Below are 19130 nucleotides of genomic sequence, written 5' to 3' on the forward strand. Positions count from 1 at the left end.
CAGCACATGGCAACTGCCTCAAATGCCAAAGCTACTGGTTCGCGCCGCTAACCAATTACAACTTTGGTATTAGATGTCGCCCCCGGTGAACGGGGGCGGAAGACGAGGACGTCAGTCGTCCTGAATGGTGAGTTTGTCGACGGAGGAAGACAGCTTGTCTGCACCCTGGGCGTCGGCACCCAGCTTGATCATCAGGCGCAGATCGTTGGCGGAATCTGCGTGCGCAAGGGCATCTTCGTATGTGATGGAACCCTCAGCATACAGTTTGTACAGAGCCTGATCGAAGGTCTGCATGCCAGACTCGTTCGATTTTGCCATCAGCTCTTTGAGTTTGTGCACTTCGCCCTTGCGGATCAGGTCAGCCACCAGCGGGGTGTTGATCAGCACCTCGATAACGGCCTTCCGACCTTTGCCATCCGGTGTGGGTACCAGCTGCTGGGCCACAATAGCCTTCAGGTTGAGGGACAGGTCCATCCAGATCTGGTTGTGCTGCTCGGGCGGGAAGAACTGGATAATCCGGTCCAGGGCCTGGTTGGCGTTGTTGGCGTGCAGGGTGGCCAGGCACAGGTGGCCGGTTTCGGCGAACTGCACGGAGTATTCCATGGTCTGGCGGGTACGCACCTCACCGATCAGGATCACATCCGGCGCCTGGCGCAGGGTGTTTTTCAGGGCCACTTCGAAACTTTCGGTATCAATACCCACTTCCCGCTGGGTCACGATACAGCCCTGGTGCTGGTGCACAAATTCGATCGGGTCTTCGATGGAAATGATATGGCCGCGACTGTTGCGGTTACGGTGCCCCAGCATGGCCGCCAGCGAGGTGGACTTACCGGTACCGGTGGCGCCCACAAACATGATCAGGCCCCGCTTGGTCATGGCCAGGTCCTTGACGATTTCCGGCAGTGCCAGGTCGTCAATCTGCGGGATCTTCACTTCTATACGCCGCAGCACCATGCCGCAAAGGTTGCGCTGGAAGAAGGCGGACACACGGAAACGGCCGATACCCCGGGCGCTGATGGCAAAGTTGCATTCGTGGCTTTCGTCGAATTCGGCGCGCTGCTTGTCGTTCATGGCGCCGTACACCAGCTCGCGGGTCTGTTCCGGTGTCAGCGCGTTCTTGGTGACCGGCAGAACCTTGCCGTTCACTTTCATGCTGGGTGGTACGCCTGCTGTAATGAACAGGTCTGAACCACCCTTCTCGACCATCAACCGCAACAGTTTTTCGAATTCCATCTTGCTACCTACTTATCTCAGAAGTTATCCGGCATCTTGGCCTTGGCACGGGCCTGTTCGCGAGAGATGAGGCCCTTCTGCAGCAAACGCTCCAGGCACTGGTCCAGGGTCTGCATGCCAATGGAGCCACCGGTCTGGATAGACGAGTACATCTGGGCGATCTTGTCTTCCCGGATCAGGTTCCGGATAGCCGGGGTACCGATCATGATTTCGTGGGCCGCAATCCGGCCGCCACCCATTTTCTTCATCAGGGTCTGGGAAATAACCGCCTGCAGGGATTCCGACAGCATGGAACGAACCATGGATTTTTCTTCCGCCGGGAATACGTCTACCACCCGGTCAATGGTCTTGGCCGCGGAGGTGGTGTGCAGGGTGCCGAATACCAGGTGGCCGGTTTCGGCGGCGGTCAGGGCCAGGCGGATGGTTTCCAGGTCCCGCAATTCGCCCACCAGGATGATGTCGGGGTCTTCCCGCAGGGCCGAACGCAGGGCTTCGTTGAAGCCCAGGGTGTCCCGGTGCACTTCCCGCTGGTTCACCAGGCACTTCTTGGATTCGTGCACGAATTCGATCGGGTCCTCGATGGTGAGGATGTGCTCGTAACGGGTGTCGTTGATGTAGTCCATCATCGCAGCAAGGGTGGTGGACTTACCGGAACCGGTGGGGCCGGTGACCAGCACCAGGCCGCGGGGCACCGAGGAGATATCCTTGAAAACCTGGCCCATGCCCAGATCTTCCATAGTCAGAACCTTCGAGGGGATGGTCCGGAACACTGCGCCGGCACCGCGGTTCTGGTTGAAGGCGTTAACCCGGAAACGGGCCACGCCGGGCACCTCGAACGAGAAGTCGGTTTCCAGGAACTCTTCGTAATCCTTACGCTGCTTGTCGTTCATGATGTCGTAGATCAGCCCGTGCACTTCTTTGTGCTCCATGGGCGGAAGGTTGATACGACGAACATCGCCATCAACACGAATCATCGGGGGCAAACCGGAAGACAGGTGCAAATCCGACGCACCCTGTTTGGCCGAGAAGGCAAGCAGTTCAGTAATATCCATAGGATTCCTCGGAGGGCTTTTTCTTTTAGTCCAGAAGCGGCAAACTCACACTATGAGCAGCATAGCAGACAACATCGGGAGCGTAACCCGACGCATACAAAAAGCAACACTGAAGGCGGGGCGCGACCCCGACAGTGTGCGCCTGTTGGCAGTCAGCAAGACCCGGCCACCGGAAGACCTGCGCGCCGCATTCGAAGCCGGCCAACAGGCATTCGGTGAAAACTACCTTCAGGAAGCGCTCGACAAGATCGGCGCGCTGGAAGACCTGGATGGCATCGAATGGCACTTCATCGGGCCTATCCAGTCCAACAAAACCCGGCAGATGGCCGAGTCCTTTGCCTGGGTACACAGCGTGGATCGCCTGAAGATTGCCCGCCGGCTGAGCGAACAGCGGCCGGAGTTTTTGCCGGCCCTGAACATTTGCCTGCAGGTGAACATCAACAACGAAGACAGCAAGTCCGGCTGCACGCTGGACGAACTACCGGAGCTGGTATCGGCAATCAGTGACCTGCCAAACATCAGCCTGCGCGGGCTGATGGCCATTCCGGACCCGGACCAGCAGGAATCGGAGCTGCGGCTGAGTTTCCGAAAACTGGCCGGCACCCTGAAACACCTGAAACAGGACCACCCGGACGCCGGCCCGCTGGATACCCTTTCCATGGGTATGTCTGACGACCTGGAACTGGCCATTGCCGAAGGTGCCACCTGGGTTCGGGTGGGCACCGCCCTGTTCGGAGCCCGGGCGAAGCAACAGAGCCTGAGCTGACCGGCCCGGTTCCTGCTATCATCCGGATCAACGAATCCATCGACCAAGCCCGGAGTTTACCGTGAGCAACTCATCCACCATTTCCTTTATCGGTGCCGGCAATATGGCCAGTGCCATCATTGGCGGCATGCTTGATAACGGCTACCAGGCCGGGAACATCTGGGTCAGCGCGCCCGACGACAGCCACCTGCAGGCCCTGCGCGACCGCTTCGGCGTAAGCGTGACCACCGACAACCGCTACTGCGCCCAACAGGCCGACATGGTGGTGCTGGCGGTGAAACCCCAGGTGATGGCCGAGGTTTGCCGGGATATCGCCCCGGTGGTGCAGAACACTCGCCCGCTGATGGTGTCTATTGCCGCCGGCCTGGGGTCTGACACCCTGGACAGCTGGCTCGGTGGTGGCCTGCCCCTGGTGCGGGCAATGCCCAATACGCCGTCACTGGTTGGCAAGGGCGCCGCCGGCCTGTTCGCCAATGCGGCGGTAACAGCCGAACAGAAAACCATGGTGCAGTCGGTATTTGAAAGCATCGGCTCTGCCCTGTGGGTAGACGATGAAGAACAACTGCATGGCGTAACCGCGCTGTCCGGCAGTGGCCCGGCCTACTTCTTCCTGATGCTCGAAGCCCTGGAAGCGGCCGCCACCGAAGCCGGCATTGCCCCGAAAACAGCCCGGGAGCTGGCCATCCAGACCATGGCTGGTGCCGCCGAGATGGCTGCCCGCAGCGAACACGACCCGGCCCAGCTAAAACGCAATGTGATGTCGCCCGGCGGCACCACGGAGCGGGCGATCAATACCTTCGAAGACGGCGGCATGCGAGACCTGGTGCAGAAAGCCTATAATGCCGCCTTCGAACGCTCGCAAGAAATGTCCAAAGAACTGGCAGACAAACAGTAACCGATAACGGAGACACAGCTTCATGCTGGCAGACATTGTCATTACCATCCTGCTGATCGCGTCCACCTTCTACATGACCATCGTGTTGCTGCGCTTTCTGCTGCAACTGGCGCGGGCGGATTTCTACAACCCCATTTCCCAGTTTGTGGTGAAGGCCACCAACCCGCCGCTGCGCCCCCTGCGCCGATTCATTCCCGGCTGGGGCGGCATTGACGGCGCCGCGCTGGTACTGGCGGTCATTATCCAGGCCATCACCTTCTTCCTGATCCTGGTCGCCCTGAACGGTGGCATCCCCGCCATCAACCCCATCACCCTGCTGGTGTGGGCGGTGCTGAACGTGCTCAGCCTGATTGTGAAGATCTACTTCTGGTCAGTTATCGCGGTGGTTGTGGTGAGCTGGATTGCGCCCCAGAGCGGTCACCCGGCTATCCAGCTGGTGGCGCAGATTACCGAGCCGGTGATGCGCCCGGTCCGCAACATGATGCCCTCCATGGGCGGGCTGGACCTGTCTCCGATCATCGTGTTCCTGATCCTGAACGTGATTACTGTGGTGATCGATCACATGAAGGTGGCTGCCGGCCTCGGCTCGATCGGCCTCGGGATGTAAAACAGGTCTCGAAAATACATTTTGTTACACAAAAGTCGAAACACAGACTTTTTGAGAGCCGGAAGATCAACCTTTTGATTTTCCGGCTTTTTTATTTTGTCATTCTGTGCCTTCCGCCTTGATCCGCGACAGGTTCAGGCGCCAAAAACCGGCAAAGCGGTTATGATTAACGGCATTTAATCTGAGAGCACCCGGAAGTCGCGCAGAAGGATAAACCGATGAAAATGCAGGGAACTCTGTCGCAGCAGGTTGAGGCCTATCATAACTGGAAGAAGGAACTCATCCGGCAGATCGGCCGTTACCGGCTGTGGCTGCAGGACAACGACCTTTTCTCAGAAGACGTCAGCACCCGAATCCGTAACGGCCTGGAGCTGCTCATTGAAGATGAGCTGACCATCGCCTTTGCCGGGGAATACTCCCGTGGCAAGACCGAGCTGATCAATGCCCTGTTCTTCTCCGGCTATGGCCAGCGCATGCTGCCGTCCCAGGCGGGCCGCACCACCATGTGCCCCACCGAGCTGTTCTACGACCGCAGCGCCAACCAGAACTACCTGCTGTTGCTGCCGATCGAAACCCGCACCGGCGAGCTCTCCCTGCAGCAACTGCGCAAGCAACCGGAGCACTGGGTCCGGCACGACCTGGACGAACACGACCCCGAAGTGATGCGAGAAGTGCTGGCCGAAGTTGCCCGCACCAAGAGCGTAACGCCCCAGCAGGCCCGTAAACTCGGGTTCGATGAAGACATGCTGGAGCACGACCGCAGCAACCCCGGCAACGTACTGGTACCGGCCTGGCGTAACGCCCAGATCAGCATTCGCCACCCGCTGTTCGAGCGCGGCCTGCGTATTCTCGATACCCCGGGCCTGAACGCACTGGGTTCCGAGCCGGAACTGACCATCAGCATGCTGCCCCGGGCCCACGCCATTATCTTTGTGCTCAGTGCCGACACCGGCGTAACCGCCAGCGATATGGCGATCTGGAACGAGCACATCGACACCGAGTACGCCGACCACCGGGCCGGCCGCTTCGCGGTACTGAACAAGATCGACGTACTCTGGGACGACCTGCAGGGCGAGCAACATACCAACGATGCCATCGAACGGGTGCGCGGCTACACCGCAGACCACCTGGGCATCCGCCAGCAGGACGTGATTCCGCTGTCTGCCAAGCAGGGCCTGATCAGCCGTATTCGTAATGACGATGCCCTGTTTAAACGCTCCAACATCGACCAGCTCGAGCAACTGATTGTCCGCCGCATACTGATGCACAAGGAAGAGCTGATCACCCAGAACCTGATCAACGATCTCCTGGGGATGCTGCAGAACAGCCAGGCGGCCATGCAAATCCGGCTGTCGGCCCTGGAAGAGGAACGCACGGCCTGTACCGGCGCCACCGTAGACAAGGCCTCCATTGCCCGGCTCGCCGAACGGGCCCACAAGGATTACGACTTCTACTACAAGAAGCTGATTACCCTGCGCTCATCCCGGCGGCTGATGGACTCCCAGGGCGAGATGTTGCGCAAGCTGGTGAGCGAGGAACGCTTTGAAACCCATGCCGCGCAGGTGCGGCTGAAAATGTCGAAAAGCTGGACGACCGCGGGCATGAATGCGGCGATGGATCACTTCTTCGAGCTGCTGGAAGCCGACCTGACCAACCTGCTCAGCGAGGGCCACCTTGCGGAAAAAATGGTTGGCGCCATCTACCGCCGCTATAACGAAGATAACCGGGCACGGCACCTGGAGCCTATCCCCCTGCGGGCCGGCCGCCATGTGATCGCAGTGCGGGAATTACGCAAGAAAGCCAGGCGGTTCAGGGTCAGCCCCAAGAACCTACTGACCGAGCAATCCCTGCTGGTTCGCCGGTTCTTCAACGTGATGGTGGGTGAAGCCCGCACCCTGCATGCCCGGGTACGAGCTGACGTGGAGCGCTGGCCCCATGAGGCCTTGCTGCCGATCATGCAGTACTCCATGGAGCAGAAGCAGTTGCTGGAGCACCAGATCCGCCGCCTGCGCGACATGGTGCGAACCGACCGCGACACCCGGAGTGAACGGGAGCGACTGGACCACACCATTGCCGACCTGCGCAAACAACTGGAGCTGGCCGATGCCATGATGCGGCAAATCCGCAAACCGGCCCCCACCCTGTTGCAGCAGAAGGTGGTCAATATTTCCGGAGCTGTCTGACATACCGGAGCCCGGGCAGCACACCCCCGGGCTCCGGGCCTTGCTCGCCGGCACCGCGCCGGTTGCAGCAACCACCCCCCGCCTTTAAACTGCAGTGCTGGCGCGTTTTTTCCGCGCACCCCATGGCCTATGGCCAGAACCTTGTGGACCGGATCAGGAACTCAACACACCCATGCCCGATTCCCTGCCCTCGGATTCCGTTGGCCTTGTCAGCCCGCAGACCATCCATTTTGACGCCCCGATCGATCTGGCTTGCGGCCAGTCCCTCGAGAACTACGACCTGGTGGTGGAAACCTACGGCACCCTGAATGCCGATGCGAGCAACGCGATCCTGATTTGCCATGCCCTGAGCGGGCACCACCATGCCGCCGGCTACCATTCGATGGAAGAGCGCAAACCCGGCTGGTGGGACAGCTGCATTGGCCCCGGCAAACCGATAGATACCAACCGCTTCTTTGTGGTCAGCCTGAACAACCTTGGCGGCTGCCACGGCAGCACCGGGCCCGGTTCCGTCAATCCGTCCACCGGCAAACTCTACGGCCCGGACTTTCCGGTTATTACCGTAGCAGACTGGGTAAAAAGCCAGGCCCGGCTGGCCGATCATCTCGGCATCCAGCAATGGGCGGCGGTTGTGGGCGGCTCCCTGGGCGGCATGCAGGCCCTGCAATGGAGCCTGGATTTCCCGGAGCGGGTGCGGCATGCAGTGGTGATTGCCTCGACCCCCCGGCTCAGCGCCCAGAACATCGCCTTCAACGAAGTGGCCCGCCAGGCCATCACCTCGGACCGGGAATTCCACGAAGGCCGCTACTACGAACACGACGTCCTACCTCGCCGCGGGCTAATGCTGGCGCGCATGGTCGGCCACATTACCTACCTGTCCGATGCGTCCATGGGTGAGAAATTTGGCCGGGAACTGCGGGAAGAGGCCTACAAGTTCGGCTTCGATGCCGAATTCCAGGTGGAAAGCTACCTGCGCTACCAGGGCGAGCGTTTCTCCGAAAGTTTCGATGCCAACACCTACCTGCTGATGACCCGGGCGCTGGACTACTTCGACCCGGCCTACGAGCACGGCGGCGACCTGTCAAAGGCCCTGGCACCGGCACAGTGCGAATACCTGGTGCTGTCATTCAGCACCGACTGGCGGTTCTCGCCGGAACGGTCGGAAGAGATGGTGAATGCCATGATCTCCGCCCGCAAGAAAGTCAGCTACGCGGAAATTGATGCACCCTGGGGCCACGATGCGTTCCTGATCCCGACACCCAGATACACCGACATCTTCACGGCCTACATGGACCGTGTTGCCAGGGAGGTTGGCGCATGAGACCAGACCTCGAAATCATCCAGCAATGGGTTGAACCCGGCCACCACGTACTGGACCTCGGCTGCGGCGATGGCACCCTGCTTGATTTCCTTCAGCGGGAACGGGGCGCCAGCGGCTTTGGCCTGGAGATCAACCCGGACCACATCACCACCTGCATGGGCAGGGGCGTGAGCGTGATCGAGCAGAACCTGGACACCCAGGGCCTGGATAACTTCGATGACGGCATGTTCGATGTGGTTTTGATGACCCAGGCCCTGCAAGCCGTTCGCCGGCCAGACAAGGTCATCGAAGAAATGCTGCGGGTAGGCCGGGAAGGTATTGTCACCTTCCCCAACTTTGCCCACTGGCGACTGCGCTGGGGCCTGGCCCTGAGCGGCCGCATGCCTGAATCCAATGCGCTGCCGTATAAGTGGTATAACACGCCGAATATCCGGCTGTGCACCTTCAAGGATTTCGAGGCCCTGTGCCGCCAGAAAGGTATTCGAATCAAGAGCCGGCGGGTGGTCGACGGCCAGCACCAGAACAGCTGGCTGGCCAGGCTGTGGCCGAACCTGCTGGGAGAAATTGCCATCTACCGCATCACACGGGAGAACCCATGATGATCACACGTACTGTTTCAAAACTGGTGTTTCTGGCCTTTGCCCTGTTGATGGCCGTGCAGGCCCAGGCCGGGGAGAAAGATTTTGGCGACTACCAGGTTAACTGGAGCGTTTTTCCCAGCACCTTCCTGGACCCGGAAGTTGCCAAGGCCAACAAATTGCAGCGCAGCAAGGGCATCGGCATCGTCAATATTTCCATCATGGCCGAGAACGAACACGGCCAGCCTGCGCCTGTGGGTGGCCAGGTTGAAGGCCAGGTGTCCAACGACATCCAGCAGGTAAACTTCCTGGCGTTCCGGCGCATCCAGGAAGGCGATGCGGTGTACTTCATCGCCCAATACCAGTACCGGTCCGGCGACCTGATGACTTTCAACATTACCGCCCGCCCCACCGGCCACCAGCAGGACCTGCCGGTGCGGTTTTCCCACACGCTGTTTAACGACTGAGCCTATGTCACAGAAACTCGTCATCGCCAGCAACAACAAGGGCAAGATCGCCGAACTGACTGATCTGCTCGCGCCACTTGGCTTGCAGCCGGTCGCCCAGGGTGAGCTTGGGGTATCAGAGGCCGAAGAACCGGCCGTTACCTTCGTTGAGAATGCCATTATCAAAGCCCGCCATGCAGCGAGAGTCACTGGCCTGCCTGCGCTGGCCGACGACAGTGGCCTGGCCGTGGATGCCCTGGACGGCCGCCCGGGCGTTCGCTCCGCCCGCTTTGCCGGCGAAGAGGCAACCGACAATGATAATGTCGAGGCGTTGCTGGCAGCGTTGAAAGACACGCCGGAAGCAGAGCGCAGCGCTCAGTTTCACTGCGTTCTGGTTTATCTCCGCCATGCTGACGATCCCACGCCGATCATCTGCCATGGTCGCTGGCCAGGCCGCATTCTTGCCGAGCCGCACGGGCAAGGCGGCTTCGGTTACGACCCGGTCTTTCTGGTACCGGAGCATGGATGCAGCGCTGCCGAGCTGACACGGGAGCAGAAAGGCAGGATCAGCCATCGGGGACGGGCTCTGGTCAGCCTTCTGGACCAACTCAGGGCGGAGCTTTAATACTGTGACCGCCACCCTGCCCGTGGCGGTCTGCCCGCCCTTGAGTCTGTACATTCACGTGCCCTGGTGCGTGCGCAAATGCCCGTACTGCGACTTCAACTCCCACGCTGTCAAGGGAGAGATTCCCGAACACGCCTACCTGAACGCCCTTCTGGACGACCTGGATCAGGATCTGAGCCTGGTACGGGAACGCCCCATTGAAACCGTGTTCATCGGTGGCGGAACCCCGTCCCTGATGAGCGGCGCGTTCTACCACCGCCTGTTCGAGCGGCTCCGGGAACGGCTAACATTCAGCCCCGAGGCCGAAATCACCCTGGAGGCCAATCCCGGCACGCTGGAAACTGGTCGATTCGAGAGCTTCCGGGAGGCAGGCATCAATCGGCTGTCCATCGGTGTTCAAAGCTTTGACCCGGCGCAACTGAAAACCCTGGGCCGGATTCACGACAGCGCGTCGGCCCACAGCGCCATTGAAGCCGCCCGCAAGGCCGGTTTTGATAACTTCAATGTCGACTTGATGCATGGCCTGCCCGACCAGACACCGAGTCAGGCTCTGGATGATTTACAGGCAGCGTTGAGCTACCAGCCCCGGCACCTGTCCTGGTATCAGCTCACCATCGAGCCCAACACCGAGTTTTTCTCCCGACCACCCGCCCTGCCGGACGATGACCGGCTCTGGGAAATTTACCAGCGCGGGGGAGATCTGCTGCGCCAGGCGGGGATGGACGATTATGAAGTCTCCGCCTGGAGCCTGCCGGGCGCTCAGAGCCGGCATAACCTGAATTACTGGACCTTCGGGGATTATCTGGCCCTTGGGGCAGGCGGCCATGGCAAGGTGAGCCTTGCCGACGGACGCATCCTGCGATACTGGAAGACCCGGCAGCCCGACGCATATCTCAACCGGATCGGCTCCCGCACCGCTGGCAGTGAAGCCATAGAGCCGGAAGACCGGCCCCTGGAATTCATGATGAATGCGTTGAGACTAAAAAGCGGCACCGACGAAAGACTGTACGGTGAGCATACAGGTTTACCACTGTCGTCCATTGCGGTAAAACTTGAGCAGTTACGAAATGAAAACCTGATCGTCCCCGACCGTCTGCAGGCGACGGCAAAGGGGCAAAGATACCTGAACAGCCTGCTGGAGCACTTTCTCTGATGGACTCAGCCCAGCGCCCACCGCTTATTCCCATGCGCCCGATGAAGCTGCCCATGAAGGTTTCCCTGGTGGCTGCACTGGCACTGTGGCTGGTTCTGGTGGCGTTGAACCAGCCACTGCATACGTCCGCCGCGCCTCAGGGGATTGTCAGTTTACAGCTGGCCGGTACCGCCGAGCAGACTCACGCCATTCTGCGCAGCTGGCGTGACGGCAATCTCGCCATGGCACGGCTATCACTGTGGCTCGACTTTGTGTTCATCGTGGTCTATCTGGCCGCGCTGCTTCAATTAACCCGCCACTTCACCCGGGACAGACCGGGTATCCGGGAACGGATGGTCGCCCGCTGGGTGCGCGCCCTTTTTGTCATCGCAGGCATCAGCGATGTAGCGGAAAACATTGTTCTGCTTAATAACTTCAATCCGCCTTCAGACTCCCTGAGCCTGACCGCCACCATTCTGGCGCTGGTGAAATTCACCGGCCTGATACTTGGCATGGCGGGCCTGGTGGTCATCCGTGCTTCCCGCCGCAGGCCCCTGACTCACTCCCACTGAACTCAGTTGGTGCGATAAAACAACAAATCCCATACTCCGTGGCCAAGACTTTCGCCACGCTTCTCGAACTTGGTGATCGGGCGGTCATCAGGCTTGGGCGAATAACCACCTTGCTCCTGGGTATTGGCAAAGCCTTCTGACGCACTCATCACTTCCAGCATATGCTCAGCGTAGTTCTCCCAGTCAGTGGCCAGGTGCAGAATACCGCCCACCCGGAGTTTATGGCGGATGCGCTGTACAAATTCCGGCTGGATCAAGCGGCGCTTGTGATGCTTTTTCTTGTGCCACGGGTCCGGAAAGAACACCATCACCCGATCCAGACAGGCATCCGGCAGACACAGGTCAATCACATCATTGGCATCAATGCTGTATACCCGCACATTCTCAAGACCACGCGATTCCACTTCTTTCAACAAGGCGCCGACGCCAGGCAGGTGCACTTCCACGCCGATAAAATCCTGCTCGGGTGCCGCTTCGGCCATATCGGCAAGGGATTTGCCCATCCCGAAACCGATCTCCAGGTTGAGCATGTTATCGCGGCCAAACACCTCACGGGGGTCGATCATGCCATTGTCACGGCTCAGTCCGTACTTGGCCCAGTTGCGATCGAAGGCCTTCTTCTGACCTTCGGTCATCCGCCCCTGGCGCAGTACAAAGCTGCGAACACCGCGGCGTGTGGTGACCGGATTCGTATCCTGAGTCTCGTTCTGGTCAGTCATTCTGCGTCCTCAAGCTTCAAAGCGGATCTCGTGGAATAAATCTGGCACACAGTTTACCAGAGTCAGTAGCTTCAGGCGGAGACAACCGACCCCTGGCCAGTCTGACGGTCGAGTTGGCGGTAACCCAGCGCCTCCATCAGGTGCGACTGGCTCAGGTGTTCAGCACCCTCCAGATCCGCCAGGGTGCGGGCCAGTCGTAATATTCGATGGAGCGCCCGGGCCGACAACCCCAGTCGCTCCATGGCCCGGGTCAACAACCGCTCACTGGCGGCATCCAGCCGGCAAGCCTGATCCAGCAACGCTCCCGAGAGGGCCGAGTTGAGCATCCCACGAGCCTCCTGCCGGGCCCTGGCAGCCAGAACCCTGGCCCTGACACTGGCGCTACTCTCACCGGACACCCCGGAACCGAGCAAGACCTCTCCGGACTGCACCGGAACTTCCACATGCAGATCGAACCGATCCAGTAACGGCCCCGAGATCTTTGCCCGATAACGCATCACCTGTGCCGGCGTGCACTGGCACTCGATATTGGGGTGACCACTGTAACCACACGGGCATGGGTTCATGGCGGCCACAACCTGAAATCGCGCTGGGAAAGTGACCTGCCGCGCCGCCCGGCTGATGGAGATTTCGCCTGTTTCCATAGGCTCCCGCAGCACTTCCAGGACCCGCCGTTCAAACTCCGGCAGTTCATCGAGAAACAACACCCCCCGGTGCGCCAGAGAGATCTCGCCCGGGCGAGGACTGCTGCCACCGCCCACCAGCGCCACCGCAGACGCCGTGTGATGAGGCGCCCTGAATGGTGGCTGACGCCAGCCACCTGGCTTTAGCGGCTGGCCCGCAACGGAATGCACGCTGGCCACCTCCATGGCTGCCTCATCTGGCAAACCTGGCAGAATGCCCGGTAACCGGCTCGCCAGCATACTTTTACCGGTTCCGGGAGGGCCGAAAAACAGCAGATTGTGACCGCCAGCTGCGGCCACCTCCAGCGCCCGACGGGGCACTTGCTGGCCTCGCACCTCTGAGAGATCGGCCACAGACACCGCTGCGGCACCGTCTCCCGGCGTTTCAGATCGAGGAACAGGAACCAGTCTGGCACGGCCCGCCAGATGCTCACATACTGACAGCAGATGGCTGGCGGCAAGCACATCATCACGGCTGGCAAGGGCAGCTTCCTCGGCGTTGTCCTGAGGTAGCAACAGCGAACGGCCTGCTTCGCGAGCCGCCAGTACCGCGGGCAATATCCCCTTGAGGGGCCGAAGCGCACCATCCAGGGACAGTTCTCCGAGAAACTCGTGGCTTTCGAGGCTTTCGGGGGGAATCTGGCCGGAGGCGGCCAGGATGCCCAGGGCAATGGGCAAATCAAAACGGCCACCTTCTTTGGGCAGGTCAGCAGGCGCGAGGTTGATGGTGATTCTACGGGCGGGGAATTCGAAACCGGCATTCAGCAGTGCACTGCGAACCCGATCCTTGCTTTCCCTCACTCCGGTTTCCGGCAGCCCGACGATGGATAATGCCGGCAGGCCACCAGACAGGTGCACCTCAACGGTAACCGGGGGAGCAGACACGCCAATGCTGGCGCGCGAATGGACAATAGCGAGCATGACAACCTTCCATGGCACAGAACAATCAGTCGTTGCGGGCAGCGACCCTGCCGCCCGGGCAAACCATCAGGAACTCTGGCGTTGCTCCAGTTCGGCAACACGTTTTTCCAGGGCCTCAACCTTTTCACGGGTTTTCATCAGGACCGCCTGCTGGGCATCAAATTCTTCCCGGGTCACCAGCTCCAGCCGGGACAGAACCGACATCACCGTGGCCCGGGCCTGGGTTTCAAAATCTTCCCGGGCTGCCCGAGCCATATCGGGAACAAACTGGCCAAACTGACCCTGCAACTGAGAAAAAATTTCCTGGGGCCCTTTCATCAATCACCTCTCGTATCGGTTTTTCGGCGATATCAGACTATTTTCCGTGTCGCCGGGGTGTTTGCGGGAGTGTATCACACCCTACCCCCTGCCATACTGTACCCGGTCGGCATTATAATGGCCGCGGCCGATGGCCCGACTGCGCTGTTTTGAGACAATCGCAGGCACAATGCACCACAACAGTGCATCAAGCTGCGCCATTTCGGCACAGACAATAATTAAGAGTTTGTTTTAAAAGCTATTTTTTGCGTTGGCATACCCGATGCTAAAGCCCTCGTACGCAATCCGCACAATTGATGTGCGAGGTGGCAGCATCCCGAACTCAACAACCGGCCGACGGGCCCTCACTGTTGGGACGGCTTTACCAAGGAGAAAGCAATGAAACTTGTGACAGCGATCATCAAGCCTTTCAAATTGGATGATGTCCGTGAGGCACTATCCGAGATTGGCGTACAAGGCGTAACCGTCACTGAAGTCAAAGGCTTCGGTCGGCAGAAAGGCCACACAGAGCTCTATCGTGGCGCGGAATACGTGGTGGATTTCCTGCCCAAGGTCAAAGTGGAGATCGCCATTGGCGACAACCTGCTGGACCAGGTCATCGAAGCCATCACCAAGGCAGCCAATACCGGCAAGATCGGCGACGGCAAAATATTCGTGACTGAACTGGAACAGGCTATCCGGATCCGGACAGGCGAAACCGGCGAAGAAGCGGTCTGATCCAGAACTGACACCCAGCCAACGCAAAAAACTTATAACCTGAAGAGCCTTGTGCGGAGGGCTTCCTATGGAAAGCAATCTCTTTCACCTGCAGTATGCAATAGATACCTTTTATTTTCTCGTGTGTGGCGCATTAGTCATGTGGATGGCCGCAGGCTTTGCCATGCTCGAGTCCGGCCTGGTGCGTGCTAAAAACACCACCGAAATCCTGACCAAGAACGTCGCGCTCTTTGCCGTGGCCTGCACCATGTACCTGGTGTGCGGTTACGCCATCATGTACGGCGGTAACGTCTTCCTCTCCGGCATCGCCGATGTGGACGTGGACGGCGTACTGGGTGACTTCGCCACCCGTGAAGACGGCTTCACCGGCGGCTCCATCTACTCAGCGGCCTCTGACTTCTTCTTCCAGGTCGTGTTCGTGGCCACCGCCATGTCCATCGTGTCCGGCGCGGTTGCCGAGCGCATGAAGCTGTGGGCGTTCCTGGTATTCGCGGTCTTCATGACTGGCTTTATCTACCCGCTGGAAGGCGCGTGGACCTGGGGTGGCGCCGATGTGTTCGGTATGTACAACCTCGGTGATCTTGGCTTCAGTGACTTCGCCGGCTCCGGCATCGTACACATGGCAGGTGCCGCTGCGGCCCTGGCTGGTGTATTGCTGCTTGGCCCGCGTAAAGGCAAATACGGCCCCAACGGTGAAATCCGTGCCTTCCCGGGCGCCAACATGCCGCTGGCCGCTCTGGGTACCTTCATCCTGTGGATGGGCTGGTTCGGTTTCAACGGTGGTTCTGTACTGAAACTCGGCGACGTCGCCAGTGCCAACTCCGTGGCCATGGTGTTCCTGAACACCAACGCAGCCGCTGCCGGTGGCGCTATTGCCGCCCTGATCACCGCTCGCCTGATGTTTGGCAAGGCTGATCTGACCATGCTGCTGAACGGTGCGATCGCCGGTCTGGTAGTAATCACCGCCGAGCCATCCACCCCGAGCGCGCTGACAGCCACTATCTGGGGCGCCCTGGGCGGCATCCTGGTGGTACTGAGCATCGTCACTCTGGACAAGCTACGCATCGACGATCCGGTCGGCGCCATCTCTGCCCACGGTGTCTGTGGTCTGCTGGGCCTGCTGCTGGTACCGGTTACCAACGGCGATGTCAGCTTCAGCGGCCAGATCATCGGCGCCCTGACCATCTTTATCTGGGTATTCGTAGCCAGCCTGGTCGTCTGGGGTATCCTGAAGGCTGTCATGGGCATCCGTGTGACCGAAGAGGAAGAGTACGAAGGTGTCGACCTCTCCGAATGCGGTATGGAAGCCTATCCGGAGTTTGTCAGCGGCAAGCAGTAACACCGCTACCTACCGGAACAAAAAAGGGCGCCCTTGTGGCGCCCTTTTTCTTTAGCCTCCGGTTCAACCCTCTTCCGGGCGAACCTCATCTTCCAGCGCATCCACCATAAACTGCGGCATGGCCAAGGCACCGTGGTGCACCCCGGCATTGTAGTAACGGGTGACAAAGGGGCGGTTGTTGGCATCTTCCTCGCGGAAATACTTCAGCGGGTTTTCCTTGCTGCCCATGGTGCAGCTCCACCAGCCCGTGGGGTATACCGGCTGGGGGAATGGCAATGTCTGCACATGGCCAAAACCGGCTTTGTGCATGTCATCGTGAATGTCCTTGATGATGGTATTGGTGTGCAGCAGGGGGGATTCGCTCTGCTGCACGATGATACCGCCCTCCCTCAGGGCCAACATGGCATCGCGATAGAAATCCAGTGCGAACAGGCCTTCCGCAGGACCCACCGGGTCGGTACTGTCGATAATCAGCACATCAATGCTGTTCGGCTCGATATCACGCATCCACTGGATGCCATCACCGAAAAAGAAGTTGGCACGGGGGTCGCCATTAGCTTCGCACAGTTCTGGAAAATACTTCTCAGACATGCGGGTTACCCGCTCATCGATCTCCACCTGCCAGGCTTCCTGCACTCCAGGGTGTTTCAGCACTTCTTTCAGGGTGCCGCAGTCGCCACCACCGACGATGACCACTTTTTTCGGGTCCTTGTGGGTGAACAACGCAGGATGGGTCATCATTTCGTGGTACAGGAAATTGTCCCTGGTGGTCAGCATCACACAGCCGTCCAGAACCATCAGGTTGCCGAAGGTTTCGGTTTCATAGATTTCGAGTTTCTGAAATGGCGTCTGCTCTTCATGGAGCTTGCGCTTTACCTGCAGGGAAAAAGCGGTGCCCTGGTCCTGAAATACCTCGGTGAACCAGCCTTCGTTCAATGCGGTCATGTCTGTCTCCCACTGTGTGCCGCTGCAATGTGCCGGGGCATCTGAAAGGGGCGTATTGTAGGTGCAGTGGTCAGCTCCTACAATGCAGCCTGTTACCGGCCCGCCGGCCGCCCCGGGTTTCCTGACAGGATAGCAACAATGGCTGAAACCGCTGCATCACCAGCCCACAAGGTCTACAACATCGCTCACTGGAGTGACGGATACATTTCAGTCAACGGTCAGGGCGAGGTTGAAATCTGCCCGGACCGGGGCAGAAGCGACGCCCGCATCAACCTGCCGGCGCTGACTCGTTCGCTGGCCGAAGCCGGTGTGCCCCTGCCGGTTCTGATTCGCTTTACCGATATCCTGCATGACCGGGTCAACAAGCTCTGCAATGCCTTCAACAAAGTCACTCAGGAGCAGGGCTACCGGGGCCGCTATACCGCGGTTTACCCCATCAAGGTAAACCAGCAGCGCCGGGTGGTGGAAGAACTGCTGTCAGCCGAACCGGCCGCCTCGGCCAACCAGGTGGGCCTTGAAGCCGGCAGCAAACCGGAGTTGATGGCAGTACTGGCGCTGGCAAAGCAGGCAGGTTCGGTGATTGTCTGCAACGGCTACAAGGACCGGGAGTACATCCGCCTGGCACTGATCGGCCAGAAACTGGGTCACCGGGTGTTTATCGTGGTGGAAAAGCAGTCGGAACTGCCACTGATTCTGGAAGAAGCAAAGAAGCTGGGCATTTCCCCGCTGATTGGCGTGCGAGCCCGGCTGGCGACTATTGGCAAGGGCAACTGGCAGAATACCGGGGGCGAGAAATCCAAGTTCGGTCTGTCTGCCAGCCAGGTGCTGGATGTGGTGGATACCCTGAAACAGGCCGGAGCCCTGGGCACCCTGCAACTGCTGCATTTCCATCTCGGCTCACAGATTGCCAATATCCGGGACATCCAGACCGGCTTGCGTGAGTGCGCTCGCTTCTACACGGAACTGCACGCGATGGGCGCCCCCATCGGTACCGTCGATATCGGCGGCGGCCTGGGTGTCGACTACGAAGGAACCCGTTCCCGCAGTAGCTGCTCCATGAACTACAGCGTATTCGAATACGCCTACAACGTGGTGCACGTGCTGCAGTCCGAGTGTGACCGCCAGGGTATCCCGCACCCGGACCTGATCAGTGAATCCGGCCGGGCGCTCACCGCCCATCACTCGGTACTGGTCACCAATGTGATTGACCGCGAATACCCGGACAACCGCGAGCCTACGGAACCCGCTGCTGAGGCCCCCGCGCCGCTGCAGGATCTCTGGCGAGACCTGGAAAGTCTTCAGGATGAGGACTCGCCCCGCTCACTGGCGGAAATCTATCACGACATCCTGCACGCCATGGCCGATGTCCACGCCCAGTTTGCCCACGGTTTGCTGTCCCTGCAGGAGCGGGCCCAGGCCGAAACCCTGTACGTGCGCTGCTGCCGGATGCTCCGGGCCGAGCTGGACAGCGCCAACCGGGCGCACCGGGAAATCATCGACGAGCTGAACGAGAAGCTTGCGGAGAAACTGTTCGTGAACTTTTCCCTGTTCCAGTCCCTGCCGGATGTCTGGGGCATCGATCAGATTTTCCCGGTGATGCCGATCAACGGGCTTAACCGGTCACTGAACCGGCGGGCCGTGATCCAGGATATCACCTGTGATTCGGACGGCCGGATTGATCAGTACGTGGACGGCCAGGGCGTCGAAACCACCTTGCCACTGCCTGAACACGACCCGGAGTCCCCTTTGCTGATGGGCTTCTTCATGACCGGCGCCTATCAGGAAATCCTTGGCGATATGCACAACCTGTTCGGGGATACCCACTCGGTGGACGTGAAACTGGATCAACAGGGGCAATATCAGGTGGGGGAACCCATTACCGGGGACACCGTGGCGAAAGTACTGCGTTATGTGAATTTCGAGCCCGCCAACCTGCTTGAGGCCTACCGGCAGAAGTTCCGGCACAGCGGCCTGGCTGCAGAGCTGCAGCAAACGCTGCTGGCCGAGCTGTCCTCCGGGCTTGAGGGCTATACCTACCTGGAGGAAGGATAAAACGTCAGGACGGACGAAAAGGCGTG

General features: G+C 59.7%; 19 protein-coding genes. 13 read left to right on the forward strand and 6 right to left on the reverse strand.

What is annotated here, in order from left to right; genetic code table 11:
* Nucleotides 1–111: 111 nt before the first annotated feature.
* The gene (locus Q675_RS32985) at nt 112–1233 is read right to left on the reverse strand and encodes a PilT/PilU family type 4a pilus ATPase (RefSeq protein WP_023011732.1); all 1122 of its coding nucleotides are present in this window, start codon (nt 1231–1233) and stop codon (nt 112–114) included.
* A 17-nt stretch (nt 1234–1250) separates the two neighbouring features.
* A complete protein-coding gene (locus Q675_RS32990; protein ID WP_022987595.1) occupies nt 1251–2285 on the reverse strand; it encodes a type IV pilus twitching motility protein PilT in 1035 nt (344 codons plus the stop codon).
* 52 nt (nt 2286–2337) lie between these two features.
* Between Q675_RS32990 and Q675_RS32995 the strand changes: the two genes are divergently transcribed.
* The 10 genes from Q675_RS32995 to Q675_RS33040 all read left to right on the forward strand — a co-directional run bounded on the left by Q675_RS32995 (nt 2338) and on the right by Q675_RS33040 (nt 11410).
* Nucleotides 2338–3051 carry a YggS family pyridoxal phosphate-dependent enzyme gene (locus Q675_RS32995; RefSeq protein ID WP_031211612.1) on the forward strand — a complete coding sequence of 238 codons (714 nt, stop codon included), beginning with the start codon at nt 2338–2340 and terminating at the stop codon, nt 3049–3051.
* Between the two features lie 61 nt (nt 3052–3112).
* Nucleotides 3113–3946 carry a pyrroline-5-carboxylate reductase gene (gene proC, locus Q675_RS33000; RefSeq protein ID WP_023011734.1) on the forward strand — a complete coding sequence of 278 codons (834 nt, stop codon included), beginning with the start codon at nt 3113–3115 and terminating at the stop codon, nt 3944–3946.
* Between the two features lie 22 nt (nt 3947–3968).
* Entirely contained in the window at nt 3969–4553 is a 585-nt protein-coding gene (locus Q675_RS33005) for a YggT family protein (protein ID WP_022987592.1), read from the forward strand.
* A gap of 218 nt (nt 4554–4771) precedes the next feature.
* Complete coding sequence (locus Q675_RS33010; protein WP_023011735.1) at nt 4772–6736, forward strand: dynamin family protein; 1965 nt, start codon at nt 4772–4774, stop codon at nt 6734–6736.
* A gap of 172 nt (nt 6737–6908) precedes the next feature.
* Nucleotides 6909–8057, forward strand: a complete 1149-nt coding sequence (gene metX, locus Q675_RS33015) for a homoserine O-succinyltransferase MetX (protein WP_023011736.1) — start codon at nt 6909–6911, stop codon at nt 8055–8057.
* A complete protein-coding gene (gene metW, locus Q675_RS33020) occupies nt 8054–8656 on the forward strand; it encodes a methionine biosynthesis protein MetW (protein WP_022987589.1) in 603 nt (200 codons plus the stop codon). The genes metX and metW overlap by 4 nt, the downstream gene beginning before the upstream one ends.
* Nucleotides 8653–9102, forward strand: a complete 450-nt coding sequence (locus Q675_RS33025; protein WP_022987588.1) for a DUF4426 domain-containing protein — start codon at nt 8653–8655, stop codon at nt 9100–9102. The genes metW and Q675_RS33025 overlap by 4 nt, the downstream gene beginning before the upstream one ends.
* Before the next feature lie 4 nt (nt 9103–9106).
* Nucleotides 9107–9706, forward strand: coding sequence for an RdgB/HAM1 family non-canonical purine NTP pyrophosphatase (gene rdgB, locus Q675_RS33030; RefSeq protein WP_023011737.1), 600 nt, complete (start codon nt 9107–9109; stop codon nt 9704–9706).
* Between the two features lie 4 nt (nt 9707–9710).
* Nucleotides 9711–10859 (forward strand): radical SAM family heme chaperone HemW, encoded by a 1149-nt coding sequence (hemW, locus tag Q675_RS33035; RefSeq protein WP_023011738.1) that lies wholly within the window; start codon nt 9711–9713, stop codon nt 10857–10859.
* Complete coding sequence (locus tag Q675_RS33040; RefSeq protein ID WP_011784072.1) at nt 10859–11410, forward strand: hypothetical protein; 552 nt, start codon at nt 10859–10861, stop codon at nt 11408–11410. Before hemW ends, Q675_RS33040 begins: the two co-directional genes overlap by 1 nt.
* Before the next feature lie 2 nt (nt 11411–11412).
* On the opposite strand, the gene trmB is transcribed toward Q675_RS33040, so the two are convergent.
* The 3 genes from trmB to Q675_RS33055 all read right to left on the reverse strand — a co-directional run bounded on the left by trmB (nt 11413) and on the right by Q675_RS33055 (nt 14051).
* Entirely contained in the window at nt 11413–12129 is a 717-nt protein-coding gene (gene trmB, locus Q675_RS33045; protein WP_011784071.1) for a tRNA (guanosine(46)-N7)-methyltransferase TrmB, read from the reverse strand.
* A 71-nt stretch (nt 12130–12200) separates the two neighbouring features.
* Entirely contained in the window at nt 12201–13733 is a 1533-nt protein-coding gene (locus Q675_RS33050) for a YifB family Mg chelatase-like AAA ATPase (protein WP_023011739.1), read from the reverse strand.
* A gap of 66 nt (nt 13734–13799) precedes the next feature.
* Nucleotides 13800–14051 carry an accessory factor UbiK family protein gene (locus tag Q675_RS33055; RefSeq protein ID WP_011784069.1) on the reverse strand — a complete coding sequence of 84 codons (252 nt, stop codon included), beginning with the start codon at nt 14049–14051 and terminating at the stop codon, nt 13800–13802.
* A gap of 378 nt (nt 14052–14429) precedes the next feature.
* Here Q675_RS33055 and glnK point away from each other — a divergent pair, with 378 nt between their 5' ends.
* Together glnK and Q675_RS33065 are read left to right on the forward strand one after the other, a co-directional pair.
* The gene (gene glnK / locus Q675_RS33060; RefSeq protein WP_011784068.1) at nt 14430–14768 is read left to right on the forward strand and encodes a P-II family nitrogen regulator; all 339 of its coding nucleotides are present in this window, start codon (nt 14430–14432) and stop codon (nt 14766–14768) included.
* A gap of 67 nt (nt 14769–14835) precedes the next feature.
* Nucleotides 14836–16107, forward strand: a complete 1272-nt coding sequence (locus Q675_RS33065; RefSeq protein ID WP_011784067.1) for an ammonium transporter — start codon at nt 14836–14838, stop codon at nt 16105–16107.
* 63 nt (nt 16108–16170) lie between these two features.
* On the opposite strand, the gene speE is transcribed toward Q675_RS33065, so the two are convergent.
* The gene (gene speE, locus Q675_RS33070) at nt 16171–17052 is read right to left on the reverse strand and encodes a polyamine aminopropyltransferase (RefSeq protein ID WP_011784066.1); all 882 of its coding nucleotides are present in this window, start codon (nt 17050–17052) and stop codon (nt 16171–16173) included.
* Nucleotides 17053–17190: 138 nt separating this feature from the next.
* On the opposite strand from speE, the gene speA reads away from it, so the two are divergent.
* A complete protein-coding gene (gene speA / locus Q675_RS33075; RefSeq protein WP_023011740.1) occupies nt 17191–19104 on the forward strand; it encodes a biosynthetic arginine decarboxylase in 1914 nt (637 codons plus the stop codon).
* Nucleotides 19105–19130 lie beyond the last annotated feature (26 nt).

The organism is Marinobacter sp. EN3 (assembly GCF_000475315.1).
Taxonomy (GTDB): Bacteria; Pseudomonadota; Gammaproteobacteria; order Pseudomonadales; family Oleiphilaceae; genus Marinobacter; species Marinobacter nauticus.

Bases quoted from the DNA above. Each gene is read 5' to 3' on its own strand.
- Q675_RS32985 (WP_023011732.1), bottom strand. From the start codon at position 1,233: ATGGAATTCGAAAAACTGTTGCGGTTGATGGTCGAGAAGGGTGGTTCA.
- Q675_RS32990 (WP_022987595.1), bottom strand. From the start codon at position 2,285: ATGGATATTACTGAACTGCTTGCCTTCTCGGCCAAACAGGGTGCGTCG.
- Q675_RS32995 (WP_031211612.1), top strand. From the start codon at position 2,338: ATGAGCAGCATAGCAGACAACATCGGGAGCGTAACCCGACGCATACAA.
- Q675_RS33005 (WP_022987592.1), top strand. From the start codon at position 3,969: ATGCTGGCAGACATTGTCATTACCATCCTGCTGATCGCGTCCACCTTC.
- Q675_RS33010 (WP_023011735.1), top strand. From the start codon at position 4,772: ATGAAAATGCAGGGAACTCTGTCGCAGCAGGTTGAGGCCTATCATAAC.
- metX (WP_023011736.1), top strand. From the start codon at position 6,909: ATGCCCGATTCCCTGCCCTCGGATTCCGTTGGCCTTGTCAGCCCGCAG.
- metW (WP_022987589.1), top strand. From the start codon at position 8,054: ATGAGACCAGACCTCGAAATCATCCAGCAATGGGTTGAACCCGGCCAC.
- Q675_RS33025 (WP_022987588.1), top strand. From the start codon at position 8,653: ATGATGATCACACGTACTGTTTCAAAACTGGTGTTTCTGGCCTTTGCC.
- rdgB (WP_023011737.1), top strand. From the start codon at position 9,107: ATGTCACAGAAACTCGTCATCGCCAGCAACAACAAGGGCAAGATCGCC.
- Q675_RS33040 (WP_011784072.1), top strand. From the start codon at position 10,859: ATGGACTCAGCCCAGCGCCCACCGCTTATTCCCATGCGCCCGATGAAG.
- trmB (WP_011784071.1), bottom strand. From the start codon at position 12,129: ATGACTGACCAGAACGAGACTCAGGATACGAATCCGGTCACCACACGC.
- Q675_RS33050 (WP_023011739.1), bottom strand. From the start codon at position 13,733: ATGCTCGCTATTGTCCATTCGCGCGCCAGCATTGGCGTGTCTGCTCCC.
- Q675_RS33055 (WP_011784069.1), bottom strand. From the start codon at position 14,051: ATGAAAGGGCCCCAGGAAATTTTTTCTCAGTTGCAGGGTCAGTTTGGC.
- glnK (WP_011784068.1), top strand. From the start codon at position 14,430: ATGAAACTTGTGACAGCGATCATCAAGCCTTTCAAATTGGATGATGTC.
- Q675_RS33065 (WP_011784067.1), top strand. From the start codon at position 14,836: ATGGAAAGCAATCTCTTTCACCTGCAGTATGCAATAGATACCTTTTAT.
- speE (WP_011784066.1), bottom strand. From the start codon at position 17,052: ATGACCGCATTGAACGAAGGCTGGTTCACCGAGGTATTTCAGGACCAG.
- speA (WP_023011740.1), top strand. From the start codon at position 17,191: ATGGCTGAAACCGCTGCATCACCAGCCCACAAGGTCTACAACATCGCT.